The organism is Microbacterium xerophyticum (assembly GCF_053543555.1).
The window spans coordinates 508,824-522,702 of sequence record NZ_JBLVOB010000007.1; the positions used below are offsets into that span (position 1 = coordinate 508,824).

The window sequence follows — 13,879 nt, forward strand, 5'->3', positions numbered from 1 at the left end:
AAAAGGGCGCAGGAACACCGCGTCAGTCTAACCCTCACCGAACCACCCGGATTCACGCGGTGAGGTCCGGGACCTGCACAGGCACGTAGGTGCCGTCGGAGAAGAACATGCCGGAGCCGGGTGCGCCGCGTCCGATGTGCGTACGGGCGAGCTGCACACCGAACACCTGCGTGCCGATGATGGTCGAGGTCGGCGAGAGCAGAAGGCCCGCTCTGCCCTTCTTCGCCTCGGTCAGTGCGACAGTGATCGCGGAACCCGCCGACTCCGATCCGACGCCCACCACGAAACGGGCATGACCCCGCGCGGACGCGAGTGCGCGATCGAGCGTCGAGTCGCGGATGCCCTCGCTGTCGTCGACGACGATCGTGAGCGGCTGCTCGCCCGCGGCGAGCGCTGCGACCACATCGGCCTCTGCCGACTGCGGGGTCAGTACCGGCATCCCGTGGCTGCGCGCCACGTCCGAGAGCACTGAACCGTCGCGGGCGACGGCCACGACGATGCGGGTGCCGTGCCACGCGAGCTGATGCGCGATGACGGCGAGGGCATGCGTCTTGCCGCTGCGCCTGTCTCCGGTGACGACGAAACCACCGACGTCGGGCCATGCGACCGTGATCCGCGAGAGCCGGTCGCCGCCGACGGCCACCACGGGGAACTCGGCGGTCGCACCTTCCAGGAGCGGCAGCTTCGCGGTCTCGCTGAGGCCGATGCGCTGCGGCAGCGGATCGACGCGGAACGCCTGCGGCAGCTCGGCCAGCTGCGGGAACTGCGCGTAGTGCGCCGACACGTACTCGACGATCGCGCGGACCGCCGCGGTCTGCCCCTCGCCAGTCACGTCCGTGGACAGCACCGCGAGCTGCGCCTCGGTGCCCGAGGAGCCGAACATCACGCGTCCGGGAGGAATCGACGACGGCACCTCGCGGATCATGATGCCCGCGCCACGGTAGTCGTTGACGTCGCGCATCGGCAGCGCGTACCGCGTGTCGATGAAGCTGGCGACCTTGTCACTGGGCACCGATCGGTCGGCGGTGATGATCACCCGCAGGCCGGACGAGGGCCCCTCGCGGAGCAGTCGCAGGACATGGTCGCGGACCGTCACCATGTCGTCCGCGCTGAGCGATGCCGACAGCCGCTCCCATCCGTCGATCACGAACAGCGCGTACGAGAGGGCGTCACGCGCGTCCGCCTGCGCCCGCTGCTCTCCGATGCTGCCCACACCGGCGGCCGCGATCACCGATTGCCTGCGCGAGAGCTCTTCGCTCATCCGCGCGAGCAGACGGGGAAGACGACCCGAATCCTGAGGCGTGATCACCGCACCGGTGTGCGGCGCTCCCACGAACGGCAGCAGCGCACCCGTCCCGTAGTCCACCGCGTACACATGCAGGTCGGCGGGGGTGAAGCGCTGCACGGCCTGGGCGAGCAGCGTCCGCACGGCGGTGGTGCGGCCTGATCGACTTCCTCCGAAGAACAGCAGGTGGGAGTCGTTGTGGACGTGCCACAGCAGCGGACGCTGCGTCTGGCGCGAAGGCACGTCGACGAGTCCGAGGACGACTGCGCCTTCGGGCGCCGAGTCCTCGTCGAAACGATCGAGCGGAAGAAGTTCGGGCAGCGGCAGCAGCCACGGCGACGGGCTGCGCTCCACGCCAAGCTCGGCCGCCGCCTTCGTGGCCAGTTGCACCAGGCCGCGCAGGTCGGTGTCGTCCTGGGCGGGGCGGTGCACCGCCTTCTCCACCGCGGGGAAGCGCGGCGGCAGGCCGACGGTCTGCCAATCGAACTTCGCGGCGGGCGGCAGCACCCTCGTCGTGCGCTGGTGCCCGATCCTCAGCCCTGCTACGCGTGCCGTCTGGAAGACCACTGGGGCGGCGTCGAGGCCCGCACGCATGTACCCGCGACCCGGCGTGGCGGCCGAGATGAGCGCGGCATCGGGGGTGCCGATGACATCGGTGGAGTCCGCGCGATCGGTCACGCGCAGCGCGATGCGCAGGTTGATGTTCGACTGCATCTCGGGTGTGATCACACCGGACGGCCGCTGTGTCGCGAGCACGAGGTTGACACCGAGCGAGCGGCCGACGCGCGCGATGCGCACGAGCCCGTTGATGAAGTCCGGCAGCTCGGTCTTGAGCTCGGCGAACTCGTCGACGACGATCATCAGCCGTGCGAGGCCCAGCTTCGCTGCGGCATCCGCGTCCTTGTCCCACGCGGCGTCGACGTCCTTCGCGCCGATCTCGTCCCGCAGCACCCGCTCGCGGCGCTTGAGCTCCGCGTCGAGGGAGGCGAGCGCGCGTTCGGTCTCGCGTGCGTCGAGGTTGGTGACCATGCCGACGGTGTGCGGAAGCCGCGCGCAGTCGGCGAACGCCGATCCGCCCTTGTAGTCGATCAGGACGAAGTTGAGCGCGTCCGGCCGGTTCGCCAGCGCCAGCGAGATGACCAGCGCCTGCAGGAACTCCGACTTGCCCGAACCGGTGGTGCCCGCGACCAGCGCGTGCGGTCCGTCGGTGGCGATGTCCACCGCGCACTCGCCCTCCGAACCCGCACCGATCACGACGAACGACTGCCGGGGTGCGACTCGCCACTGATCGATGATGGGCTGCGGGTCGTTGAGGTCGACGCCCAGCAGCTCCGTGTAGCGCACGCTGGTCGGCACCGTCGCGTCATCGCCGACGCCGCGGACGTGCTCGATCGAGCTCAACGCCCTCGCGAGCTCCTCGGCGTAGTTCACCGTGACCTGATCGAGCAGCACGGGCGAGTGATACGCGTCACCCGACTCGACACGGCCCAGCAGCGGGTCCCCGGGGTCGGGGACGACGACCGGCGTCGCCTCCTCCGGCAGGCGGGACCGGTCGCTGTCGATCGCGATCACATGGATGCCGTACGCCGCTCCGTGCTCCAGCAGTGCGACCATGCCAGGCAGCATCCGGTACCGGCGCGCGCCGTCGACGATCAGCACGACGTGCGATTCGGTCTCGATGCGTCGATCGCGCCCGATGCGCATGCGCACGTCGAGGAGCGCGCCCATCTCGCGCACGCGTTCGCGACGGGTGAGGTCGGTGTTGCCGATGAGCGCGACCGGCCCGACCCCCGGCTGGGCGTGCGGCAGCCACTGCACCCACGACCAGGCGTGCTCCTGCTCACGATCGCACAGCACGGCGATCTGGAGATCCCTCGGCGAGCGCAGCGCCGTCAGCGCGGTGATCATCGAACGCACGACGCCCTCGGCCACGTCGGCCGGCCCCGCGACTCCGACGGGCCCGTCGGCGAGATCGACGGCCACGGGTGACGGCGACACACCGACGTGCCGATCCTCGCGTCTCTCCTTCTGCGGACCGCCTTCGAAGCGGACGTCGAGCCGGACCCCCCGACGCCCACACGCACCTTCAGCGCGTCGGATTCCGATCGCCGGCGCTCCCAGAGCCGCGAGAGCGGACGGGTGACGACATCGCGGATGTACACCGGGTCGAGGTGGTGGTACCAGCTCGTCAATCGCTGCTGCCGCACGGTCGCAGCGATGCGCTCCCTCGCGGACTCGATCTCCGCGATCCATTCCACCTGCGTGCGCTCGCCCTTGCGCTTGGCGATCTTCTTGTTGGCGATGAACGAGCCGACGACCATGATCGGCGAGGCGGCGGCCATCAGCAGCATGACGGGTCGTTGGAAGACGATCGCGAGAGTGACGCCGAGGACGACGGGCACGATGGCAGACAGCCACGGGAGCGGAGAGGCGTCGGCCTCTTCCGGCTCGTCTCCCGGCAGCGTGACCGACGGCGGTGTCTGCGACGGACGGATGCGGGAGGGCCGGTTGAACGCGCGGGCTCCGAGCTCGTCGACGGTGATGTCGGCATCGGATGCCGGGGCGGAGCCGACGCGCAGCACGCTGCTTCCCAGCTGGACAAGATCAGCGGGGACGACCTCGGCCGATGACGACACCTGTTCGCCGTTCACGAGCAGGTTCCCCGTCGGGTCGACCAGCTCGATGCGCGCGGCGAGCGGCAGCGGCGCACCTTCGACGGATGCCCCGCCGGTCACCGTGATGTGCGCGTGCTCCTCTGCCAAGTGCGGATCGGCGACGCGGATCGTGGCACTGGGGCCCCGCCCGATCAGCAGCTGCTCCCCCGGTACGACGGCCACCGATTCGCCGGCGAACGGGCCGGCGACGAAGTCGAGCCTGGTCGTTCCGGCAGGATGCACGGTCGATGAGCGGCTCGGGACCACGACACCGCTTCGCAGCATCGACTTCGCGAACGGTGCTACGGGATCCGCACCGGGTGCGACGATCTCGACGGGCACGCTCAGCGCCTCACCGATCTCGGACACCGTGGTCGCTTCGTCGACCTTGACCAGCCACGATTCTGTATGCGAGCCGCCAGGACGATCGGCGACAGTCAACCGGAGGCTCATGATCCGGGTATCCCTTCCAACAGGAGTGTCAGCGGTCCCAGCAGGGATCCGCCTTCACCGGGTGCGTCATCGCCCGAGGGCGGATAGACCATGTGCAGCGGGGCCTCGTGCGCCCATGCCGGTACCGCGACGTCGCGGTCCCCTGCGTCGGCATCGACCGTGACGCTGCCCCAGGCCTGCGCGCCGTCATCTGCGACGACGCGGAACATGAACTGTGCGGGCGACGGGCTGTCGGCGGCGAGCGATGCCGTGCCGTCCGGCGCGCAGGCGAGTGCTGCCGGTCGGGGTTCGGCGCAGACGACCGTGAGGTCGTCGCCCCACGACAGCGCGGCGAGGTCCCACTCCGATGCGCTGCTGACGACGTGCAGCGCACCCACCGGCTCCGACGACGCGGCCTCGCCGAACGAGAGCGTCAGCTTCACCTCGCCGGTCTGCCCCGCGTCGTCGGTGACGCGCAACGGCACCTCCACATCTCGGGGCGCGGAGCCCCTGACGGAGAGATGAGTGCCGCTCACCCCGACGTCGACGCCGTGCGGGAGGTTGCCGACCTCGATGAGCGCGCCGCCGTCGTCCGAGCACATCTCGCATTCGATGCCCAGTGCGGACAACGGCACCATCGCCTGCGCCCCGACCTCGATGGGCATGTCCAGTCGGTCGACCGCGATCTCCGGTGCCGGCGGGGGCTCCATGCGCAGCGTGTAACCGACCTGGAGGTCGGTGTGCTTCGAGACCATTCGCACGGACAGCGGATGCTCTCCCCAGTCCGGGTCGTACGCTGCGGAGAGCGTTATCGATTCGGTGTCGCACGCGATCGTCACGCCCTCGACGACCCCGAGCGATGAGCAGTCGATCAGCCAGCCCTCACCAGGACGGATCTCACCGGCTTCCTGGTAGGGGATCATGACGGCGCCGTCCGGGGGCGGGCCCTCGTCCTCTTCCTCGTCGCCCTGCGCGGCGAGCAGCGCGGACGCGACGGGCAGCACCAGCGCGAGGACCGCGGCTGCGCCGCGACGCCAGGGCAACGACGAACGCATTCGACTCCAAGTCTCCGGTCGGATCACGACTAGGATAGACGGGACCGATCAGCAGAGAGAATCCGCAGTCCTTCGATGAGCGATGTCCCCCGCACCCGACGAGAGCGCAGCAGCGCGACGGACTCGGTCACCGGGCAACCCTCGATCATCACGACCACGCCGGCCTCCTGGTCTTCCTCTGCGCCGTCAGCGGCCCCGGCAGCCATGGCGGGGCAGATCGGATGGTCGTCCCCTCGTCCGAGCCTGGACGCGATGTCCGGTCCTATCCGGCCCCTCGAGATCTCCGGCAGCGTGCTCCCCGAGCTGGAAGAGGACTCGTCCTCGGCGAAGCGCCGTCCGCTGTGGTTGCATCCTGCGTTCCTTGTGTCGGCCGGCACCACGCTGATCGCCCTGATCGCGCTGGCGGTGTTCCTGATCCTCGGTGTCTTCGGCGGTACGGCTGCTGCCACCGACCTGAAGGTCGAGGCGACCGAGAACGTGGTGCGCGCCAGCTGGAGCGGCCCTGACGTGCCGTACCAGGTGATCGTCGTCGACGGTCCGGCCGGCGACGCAGTGGACGTGTCCCAGCGAGTGACCGGCACCGAGGTCTGGCTGCCGCTGGCCGCCGGACTCATCGATGAGAGGTCCTGCCTTCTGGTGCGACCCGCCGAGGGCAATGAGAAGGCGCCCGCCTCACTCGATCGGGCGACGCTCGACCAGCAGGGCGCCGTATCGGGGTGCGTGACGGATGCCGAAGAGGAGGAGTGATGCGCTTCGGCGCGTCATCATCCCGCTGACGCTCGCGCTCCTGCTCGTGCCGGGATGCTCCGGAGCCCCCGCCCCGCCCGTCGCGACGCCCACCCACCTGGATCTGAGTGAGGACTGGGGCGAGGACGTCGGCAACGGCGTGGCGCTGCTCGGCACCGACGATGCCCTCGCCACCGTGATCGCCGCGATGCGCGCCGAACGCGGTGTGACGATGACGGGCGTCTTCGTCGACACGGCGGACAGGTTGATGACGTTCTCGGTGTCCGGCCGCGGCGGCTCGGTGCAGGCCGAGTTCGTGGTCGGCGAAGCGACCACCCGGATCGTGCTGGCCGATGACGTGGCCTACATCCTGCCTTCTCCGAAGGGCGACCCGGCAGACGGCGTCTACGCCTGCGTGGGCGTCGACGACCCCGCCGTGGCGCGCTGGCGGACGCTGCTCGACCCGGTGCGCACGGTCGCCGAGTTCAGTGCCGACGCGAGTGCCGTCGCCGCCACTGGCGAGGGCACGGCGAACCTCGTCCTCGGCGGCGAGGGAGCGCTCGGCGCGCTGACCGTCTCGACGGACGGAGCTCCGTTGCCCATCGCTCTGGTGCGTGCGGATGCCGCCGGCACGATGGAAGTCGAGTTCAGCGACTGGGCAGAGGCGGAAGTCGCCTCGCCCTCACCGCTCGCCGAAGGCTGCTGACGGCGCGCGCCGCCGAGTCACCAGCGCGGTAGGCCCTGGCATGCCGCCGAGACGCGATACACACCGGTCTGCGGATCGGCGAACGCGAGCCACACCGCTTTCTTGTCCTTGCGCTCAGCGGCCTCGATGATGAGTTTGAACGTGGCGGGGGCTGCGCCCGCCCAGTCGATGTACGCGTCGTCGTCGATGCCGAAGGAGCCGAGTTCGGCCACGGCGAGCACCGCCTCCGCCGCCCTGATCACATCGTCGAAGTCATCGAGGTTGCCGATCTGGGATGCCAGCACCGAGGCCGTCAGATCGACGATCGGCTGCACCATCCGGTCGCATCGTTCTGCGCGAAGGTCACTCATGCGGATCCTTTCCTGCGGTGGGGCGCTTTCCGCGCCAGATTGCCATGATCGTCGGATGGATGAGCGCCGGATCGCGCGAGACGATGATGGGCACATCGGCATCGGCCGCACTCACCCTCGCCGCGGTGGCGACGGCGTTGATGCTCTCGTCGTCGATCGCATGGTGCAACGGGATCCTCGGTCCACCGGAGCCCATCGAGACGAAGAACACGCGTCCGACCGCACCCGGCGCGCGGGAGCGGTACTCGCGCACCGTGCCCTCCTGCACACCGAGCAGCAGCTCCACCTGCGGATGACCGGCTGACGACATGACCCCGGCGGTGAGGCGCTTCAACCCGGAGTACTGCACCCCGCGCTCGTCGATGATGAGCCCGCCGACGACCGCCGTCCAGGGGAAGTCGACTCCGGCGAAGCGCATGCCGTCCCGAGAGACCGCGATGTACTCCTGCGGGGAGTCGCGCACGGCGTTCAGCGAACGGCGGATGCCGGCGATCCTGGCCGCGGCCACGACGGTCACGATGACGAGTACGGCGAGGAGCGCGTACGTCAGCGCACGTCCCGATCCTGTGGCGAGGAGCACGGCCGCCACGGCGGCCGCCGCGACAGCGAGCAGGACCAGCACGGTCAGGAAGACGGTGTTGCTGCCGCGCTTTCGCCGGTTGACCTCGGCCGCCGCCGGCAGCGAGAACACACCGCCGCCGGCGAAGAACGACCGCCATTCCGCGGCGACCGCGGCGTCGACGGGGCGCGGGACGAGCTGCGGCCCCTGGTTCTGATCCTCACTCATCGGCGCCGGCCCCTTCCGTGATCTCTTCCTCCGTGCGCAGATCCAGCAGCGCGAGGTCGGTCTTCGTGACCAGTCGCGATGCGATCGCGTACTCCACGAGCCGCCCCCGCCTGTTGGTCGCGAAGTTCCGTTGACCGCCGCGCATACCTGGTACGCCGATCCGATCGAGCTTGTCGCAGACGTTGTCGAGCTTGCGGTTGAAGCGGGTGATCGTCCACCCCAGCCGCTGCGCGGCACTCGCCGAAGTGGGGATCTCGCTCATGCCGGTGCCGTCGCGCAGCAGCTGCGGCTCGGCGAGCGCCAGGATCAGCTGTCGCTGACTCACCGTCAGCGGCACGTCGCCGATCGTGGCATCACCGTCCGCGCTCTCCGGACGCGTGGGCCGGAACGTCGGCTCCGCCGCGTGCACGACGAGCTCGTAAGTGGTCGGTCCGGCCGTGAACACCACGGTGGTCCGGTGGAAGACCAGCGGCAGGCGCGCACCGGGAGCCAGCCAGGCCTGCACTCCCCCTGCCGAATCCGTCACGGTCGCCGTCAGTCGGCTGCCGATGTTCGACAGCCACCACAGGCCCGCCTCATGGCTGATCTCGAGGAAGTGGCGGTGCAGGAAGAGGTTGTCGTCGATCGCGAGGTCGCCCTCCCGTCCGACCGTGAAACGCCCTCCGCGTTCGATCGGGAAGTATTCGCCGGCGAACTCGACGGTGACCTGATCGGTGCTCACTCGACGCACCCCCGCACAGGCTCTGACGCACGTCCGTCACTGCGGCGCAGCATGACGTCGATGCACACCTGGCCCGACGCCGCACCCTGGAAGGTCACGGTGGCCTCGCGGGACGTCTCCGGCTTGCCGGCTCCGGAGAGATCGACCGTGTTCCACAGGTACAGGTCGCCGTCCTCCGATGACGGGTTGCTCCAGGTGAAGGTGATCGCGGTGCCGTCCCTGGTGCCTGCGAGCTCTTCGACCCGCGGCACGGCATCGGACACGGGATCCTGCGGGACGGCCTCGCCCTGCGTCTCCACCGGTTCAGGCTCCGCCCCGGAGATCATGTTGACGCCGACGATGGTCCCGCCGACCAGCACCGCGGCGACTGCGGCCGCCGTGACCCACAGCCCCACTCGAGGTCTGCGCGTGGCGGAGGGCATCGCGGCGGGCGCGCCCGAAGTCTCGGCCCCCGCGTGCTGCACCTGCGGCAGCTCAGGGGAGAGCGTCCGCGGCGCGCGCATCAGGGTGCGATCGTCGTCGACGGGAGCGGCAGCGCCCGATGGCGGCGTCGAGCGGAGGACGGTGTCCTCCACGGCACCGCTGTCGACGGGGCTCCCCGGTGAGAACTGCGGACCGGACGGGGATTGCGGGGCCGGCTGCGGCCGACCGAACGGGCGGGTCGTCGCTGAGGGGCGGGTGGCGCCGGCATCCGGTTCGATGCTGACGATGTCACGCACGCGGGTGAGGCCGTCCGCCTCGTCCTCGAGGTCTTCCGCGATCGGGTGGTCGTCGATGATGTCGATGGGCGTGACCGAGTGCGTCAGCTCGATCTGCACCTTCTGCAGCGCACGCGCGAACGCCACGGCGCTCGGGAAGCGCGCGTCGGGGTTCTTGGCCATCGCGCGTTCGATCGCCTTCTGCAGACTCGCGGGCGAATCGGCGCGCGACAACGGATGCAGCGGTGCGCGTTCGATGCGCTCGATCAGATCGGCACCCGAGTTGCGCTCACCGGGGCGCTCGAACGGGGAACGCCCCGCGAGCAGCGTGTAGAGCGTGGCGCCGAGTGCGAACACGTCGGAGCGGGGTCCGCTCTGCGGCGGGTCGGCGAAGAACTCCGGTGGCGACCACGGGATAGACATCCCCGTCGCCTCCGTCACGGCACCCGTGGTCGACGCGATGCCGAAGTCGGTGAGCGCGGGACGGTTGTACTCGGTGACCAGGATGTTCGCGGGTTTGATGTCACGGTGCAGCACACCGGCGCGATGCGCGGTCTCGACCGCTCCCGCGACCTGGATGCCGACGCGCAGGGCCTCGGCGACCGAGAACGGCTCCTTCCGAGCGCGCACCTGCAGGTTCGGCCTCGGGCAGTACTCCATCACCAGGTACGGACGGCCGTCTCCGGCGACACCGGCATGGTAGATCGTGACGATCGCCGGATGCGTCGACAGCATCGCCATGACGTTGGCCTCGTCGGTGAACTCCTGGGCCGCACTGCTCGAGATCCGGTCGGCGAGCAGCACCTTCACGGCGACCTTGCGCCTGGGCATCTGCTGCTCGTAGACGAAGACGTCTGCGAAGCCACCGGTGCCCAGCGGCTCGACGTAGGTGAAGCCGGGAAGTTCCGGGGGTGGTGAGGGGGGTCGACTCACGGAAGATCCTCGAACGTGACGGTGACGCCATCGCCGAGGTCGACGACGTCGCCGGAGAGCACGAGCGTCTGCTCCCCCGGGTGCAGGCGCAGCGGGTCGGCTCCGGAGCGCAGCAGCGTCGAACCGTTGGTGGTGTGCAGGTCGACCACGACCACGGTGTCGCCTTCGGGACGGATCTCGAGGTGGCTGCGGGAGATGTCCTGCTGCGGGCTCTCCACCGCGACGAGGTGCGGGAGGTCTGCACCGCTCGCACGCGGTGACCGCGGGCGTCGTCCGATGATGACCGTGCGATCGAGCGTGACGACCTGCCCTGTCGAGACACGCACGCGACCCGCGCCGGAGGCGACCACAGGGAGCACCGCCGTCGGCGCCGCCGGCGCGGCCGTCGGGACCTTCTGACGGAGGGCGCGGGCTTCTGCCACGGAGATCGTCGCTCCGTCGTGATCTCCGTCGTCCGCGCCGTCCCCGGGCACTGCGCCGGCCGGCGCCGGCGGTGCGGGCGGAGCGGGGGCCGGCTGCACGACCGCGCTCGGCGACGCGATCGTCGCACCGAACAGCTGCTCGAACTCGTCGATGTCGCTCGAATCCGACATGTCCGGCGGAGCGAGAGTCGCACCGTCGACCGAGTCGTCGACCGGCGCGGGGGTCTCGGGGATCTGCTCTGTCGCGGGCTCAGGATCTTCGACGGACTCCGTAGCGCTCGGCTCTTCGGAGACGATCGGCTCCGGAGCGGATGCCTTCGGCTCGACAGCCGGGGCCGCCTCGGCCGCTGGCACCGCAGCCGGCACCACGAGGGGCGTGACGGGGGGCCGCGCGGCGAATCGCCCGGCCGGCACGTCGACCGGTGCATCCGTCGCCGGCGCGGCATCCGGTGCACTCGCCGCCGCGACCGGCGCATCGGCCGTCGGCACGGCATCCGGTGCGGCCGTATCAGCAGGCTCGACGTCCGCGCTGACATTCGCCGCCCGGATGATCCCGCCGATGATGGGCAGAGGCGCAGTGCTTTCGGCGCCGTCGGCGTGCACCGCGATCCGATTCGCGTTCGGCGCGAAGCGCTCGCTCCACGTGGTGACGTTCGTGCCCGTGAAGCTCTCTGTGCCGTCGGGACCGGTGATGCGCACCTCCACGTCACCGCGCACGGCGATCCTCGCGTTGGGCCCTTCCATCACGACGGCAGCGAACGGCAGCATCGCCGCGAACGATCCCGACGCGTGATCGGTGAGGGCGTCGATCACGGCCGCGAGGTCACCGCCGGCCTGCTGACGCTCCCACAGCGTCGCCACGAGTTCTTCGGGGGCGTCCGGGGAGAGCGCGATCAGCGCTCCCGGCGCCACCATGATGTACCAGTCCCCGGGTCGGTAGGTCGTCTGCATCAGCGAATCCCTCCTGCGGCGGCCTCGCGGGGCCGGGTGTTCTCATCGAAGTCGTCGTCCGCCTGCACCTGCATCCCGGGGCGGGACGCCACGAACACCGCATCGACGACGACGACGGTGATGTTGTCCCTGCCTCCGGCGGTGACCGCCTCTCCGACCAGGGTGGCGGCAGCGGTCTGCGGATCTGACTCGATAGTGAGTATCTGCTGGATCTGCGTGTCCGGCACCTCGGAGGAGAGTCCGTCGGAGCAGATAAGGATGCGATCGCCGAGCTCGGCCGGGAACATCCAGAAGTCGGCGTCGCCTGTGCTGCCGGCGCCGATCGCGCGGGTGATGATGTTGCGCCGATGGTCGGAGACCGCATCGGCGACCGTGAGCTCACCCGACTCGATGAGCTCCTGCACGACCGAATGATCGACGCTGATCTGTTCCAGCTCACCGCGCGACAGGCGATACGTGCGGGAGTCGCCGATGTTGAAGCTCAGCCAGTACCCGGTGCCGTCGACGTCGGCGAGCACGACCCCGCTGAGGGTCGTGCCTGCACGCCCGGTGGCCATGACGGACAGCGCGTCGACGGCCACGCGAGATCGGCTGAGCGCGTCGAGCACGTCGTCGAGGTCCAGGCTCTCCCGACCGGCGAAACGGGCGAACTCCTCGACCACCGCGGCGCTCGCGCGCTCGCCGGCCTCGTGCCCGCCCATCCCGTCGGCGACGATGAAGATCGGTGCGATCGCGAGCATCGCGTCCTCGTTGAGCGTACGGCGCATCCCGGTGTGGGTGGACGAGCCCGCGGAGACGATCAGTGGAGCCGTCATGCGTAACCGCCGATCGTGACGATGCGGTCGCCGATCTCGATCGCATCGCCGAGACGGACGCGCACCGCCTCACCGGGAGTGCACGGGATGCGCTCACCGTCGCGCACGATCACTGTGCCGTTCGTGGAATGCCTGTCCTTGACCCAGCCGCCGGACGCCTCGGCAGCCGCCTCGAAGTGCGTCTTCGACAGCGACAGCGTCTCATCGCGCACGATCACTGCCACGGCGCCGTCCTCGGGCGCCGGGTTGCGCCCGAACAGCGTGCGCTGCGAGACGGTGACCCTGGTGCCGTCGTCCCAGGTGAAGACGAGTCGGTGACCGGGGATGCTGATGCGGGTGTCCTCGACGTCGCCGAGATCGTCGGGCAGCGCCTGGTCGGACACAGTCGGGTGGGCCGGAGCAGGCTGGGCAGGTGCAGGAGGCGCGGCCGGTGCAGGAGGCACTGCGGGAGCTGCGGCGGCCGGAGGGGCCGTTGGCGCCTCGGGCGCGGGAGTGTTCCGCTCCGGCGGACCGTCCTGTGTGATGCCGGGCACGAACGCGATCAGCGAGTCCTCACCGGGACCAGACGCGACAGGCTGTGCGCTCGGTCGCCGGCTGATCGACGGCTGCTCGACCGACGGCGGAGTGACCGGCGGATGAGCGACGGACAGCGGAGCGACCGACGGCGGAGTGACCGGGGCGAGCTGCGGCATCCTCGGTGCGGGAATCGTCTCGTCCAGCGCGGGCACGGCATCGCCGGGTGCGTCGCTCTGAGCCGCGTACGCGATCGACTCTGGAGAGGAGTAGCCGTGTGCGGGCCGCGCAGGCGCGAGTCCTGGCACCGGCGGCACTCCCCCCATCGGGGCGGGAGCGGTTCCGGGAGCGGAGAATGCGGACGTCGGCGCTGCCGCGCGTCCAGGCAGCGGCGGTACGGCGTTCGGCGCGACCGGCCGCGGAGGCACGTTCATCGCCCGGGTGACGGGCACCCCCACCGCGGCGGCGCCGGTGCGAGCGTCGAGCATCAGCGAGCGCGCGACCTTGTCGTGCCATCCCTGGAATCGGCCCGAGCCGTCGAACAGCGGGGTGAAATATCCGACGACGATGGATGCTGCGAGCCCGAAGATCACGTTGCGCAGCAGCGCCTTCCCGAAGCCGAGAGGCGTGCCGTCGTTCTCCTTGACCAGGCGCAGCCCCTGGGCGCGCATGCCGATCGAGCCGCTGCCTGCCTGCATGAACGTGTAGAACACGAGCCAGCCGACCATCACCAGCCACACCACGGGTGCGCCGATGGCCAGCACCGCGAGCATGCCCTCAGGGCCGGCGAGGCTCGCGAACACGACGAGCAGGATGCTCAGGACGAGCGCG

12 protein-coding genes are annotated in these 13,879 nt (G+C 70.2%); 2 read left to right on the top strand and 10 right to left on the bottom strand.

The genetic code is table 11. The features are described 5' to 3' along the window. Positions 1-52: 52 nt before the first annotated feature. The 3 genes from ACNPNP_RS14045 to ACNPNP_RS14055 are packed head-to-tail and all read right to left on the bottom strand — an operon-like array spanning position 53 to position 5,426. Positions 53-3,283, bottom strand: a complete 3,231-nt coding sequence (locus ACNPNP_RS14045; protein WP_448966646.1) for an FtsK/SpoIIIE domain-containing protein — start codon at positions 3,281-3,283, stop codon at positions 53-55. Further along, positions 3,190-4,392, bottom strand: a complete 1,203-nt coding sequence (locus ACNPNP_RS14050; RefSeq protein ID WP_448966647.1) for an FHA domain-containing protein — start codon at positions 4,390-4,392, stop codon at positions 3,190-3,192. The genes ACNPNP_RS14045 and ACNPNP_RS14050 overlap by 94 nt, the downstream gene beginning before the upstream one ends. Then, complete coding sequence (locus ACNPNP_RS14055; protein WP_448966648.1) at positions 4,389-5,426, bottom strand: hypothetical protein; 1,038 nt, start codon at positions 5,424-5,426, stop codon at positions 4,389-4,391. Before ACNPNP_RS14055 ends, ACNPNP_RS14050 begins: the two co-directional genes overlap by 4 nt. Positions 5,427-5,501: 75 nt before the next feature. Here ACNPNP_RS14055 and ACNPNP_RS14060 point away from each other — a divergent pair, with 75 nt between their 5' ends. Beyond that, on the top strand, positions 5,502-6,173 hold the full coding sequence (locus tag ACNPNP_RS14060) for a hypothetical protein (RefSeq protein WP_448966649.1): 672 nt from the start codon (positions 5,502-5,504) through the stop codon (positions 6,171-6,173). Further along, positions 6,154-6,858 carry a hypothetical protein gene (locus ACNPNP_RS14065; RefSeq protein ID WP_448966650.1) on the top strand — a complete coding sequence of 235 codons (705 nt, stop codon included), beginning with the start codon at positions 6,154-6,156 and terminating at the stop codon, positions 6,856-6,858. The genes ACNPNP_RS14060 and ACNPNP_RS14065 overlap by 20 nt, the downstream gene beginning before the upstream one ends. 17 nt (positions 6,859-6,875) lie before the next feature. On the opposite strand, the gene ACNPNP_RS14070 is transcribed toward ACNPNP_RS14065, so the two are convergent. From ACNPNP_RS14070 to ACNPNP_RS14100, 7 genes are all read right to left on the bottom strand, one after another. Further along, positions 6,876-7,208 (bottom strand): hypothetical protein, encoded by a 333-nt coding sequence (locus tag ACNPNP_RS14070; protein ID WP_448966651.1) that lies wholly within the window; start codon positions 7,206-7,208, stop codon positions 6,876-6,878. Continuing rightward, positions 7,201-7,995: a hypothetical protein gene (locus ACNPNP_RS14075; protein WP_448966652.1), complete on the bottom strand. Its 795-nt coding sequence runs from the start codon at positions 7,993-7,995 to the stop codon at positions 7,201-7,203. Before ACNPNP_RS14075 ends, ACNPNP_RS14070 begins: the two co-directional genes overlap by 8 nt. Next, the gene (locus ACNPNP_RS14080; protein ID WP_448966653.1) at positions 7,988-8,725 is read right to left on the bottom strand and encodes a hypothetical protein; all 738 of its coding nucleotides are present in this window, start codon (positions 8,723-8,725) and stop codon (positions 7,988-7,990) included. Before ACNPNP_RS14080 ends, ACNPNP_RS14075 begins: the two co-directional genes overlap by 8 nt. After that, positions 8,713-10,347, bottom strand: coding sequence for a serine/threonine-protein kinase (locus tag ACNPNP_RS14085; RefSeq protein WP_448966654.1), 1,635 nt, complete (start codon positions 10,345-10,347; stop codon positions 8,713-8,715). Before ACNPNP_RS14085 ends, ACNPNP_RS14080 begins: the two co-directional genes overlap by 13 nt. Further along, a complete protein-coding gene (locus ACNPNP_RS14090; protein WP_448966655.1) occupies positions 10,344-11,720 on the bottom strand; it encodes an FHA domain-containing protein in 1,377 nt (458 codons plus the stop codon). The genes ACNPNP_RS14085 and ACNPNP_RS14090 overlap by 4 nt, the downstream gene beginning before the upstream one ends. Continuing rightward, positions 11,720-12,535, bottom strand: coding sequence for a PP2C family protein-serine/threonine phosphatase (locus tag ACNPNP_RS14095; RefSeq protein ID WP_448966656.1), 816 nt, complete (start codon positions 12,533-12,535; stop codon positions 11,720-11,722). Before ACNPNP_RS14095 ends, ACNPNP_RS14090 begins: the two co-directional genes overlap by 1 nt. Then, the coding region (locus tag ACNPNP_RS14100; protein ID WP_448966657.1) for an RDD family protein at positions 12,532-13,879 on the bottom strand (1,348 nt) is incomplete at its 5' end. The genes ACNPNP_RS14100 and ACNPNP_RS14095, both read right to left, overlap by 4 nt.

Bases quoted from the DNA above. Each gene is read 5' to 3' on its own strand.
- ACNPNP_RS14090 (WP_448966655.1), bottom strand. From the start codon at position 11,720: ATGCAGACGACCTACCGACCCGGGGACTGGTACATCATGGTGGCGCCG.
- ACNPNP_RS14060 (WP_448966649.1), top strand. From the start codon at position 5,502: ATGAGCGATGTCCCCCGCACCCGACGAGAGCGCAGCAGCGCGACGGAC.
- ACNPNP_RS14050 (WP_448966647.1), bottom strand. From the start codon at position 4,392: ATGAGCCTCCGGTTGACTGTCGCCGATCGTCCTGGCGGCTCGCATACA.
- ACNPNP_RS14065 (WP_448966650.1), top strand. From the start codon at position 6,154: ATGCCGAAGAGGAGGAGTGATGCGCTTCGGCGCGTCATCATCCCGCTG.
- ACNPNP_RS14095 (WP_448966656.1), bottom strand. From the start codon at position 12,535: ATGACGGCTCCACTGATCGTCTCCGCGGGCTCGTCCACCCACACCGGG.
- ACNPNP_RS14075 (WP_448966652.1), bottom strand. From the start codon at position 7,995: ATGAGTGAGGATCAGAACCAGGGGCCGCAGCTCGTCCCGCGCCCCGTC.
- ACNPNP_RS14070 (WP_448966651.1), bottom strand. From the start codon at position 7,208: ATGAGTGACCTTCGCGCAGAACGATGCGACCGGATGGTGCAGCCGATC.
- ACNPNP_RS14055 (WP_448966648.1), bottom strand. From the start codon at position 5,426: ATGCGTTCGTCGTTGCCCTGGCGTCGCGGCGCAGCCGCGGTCCTCGCG.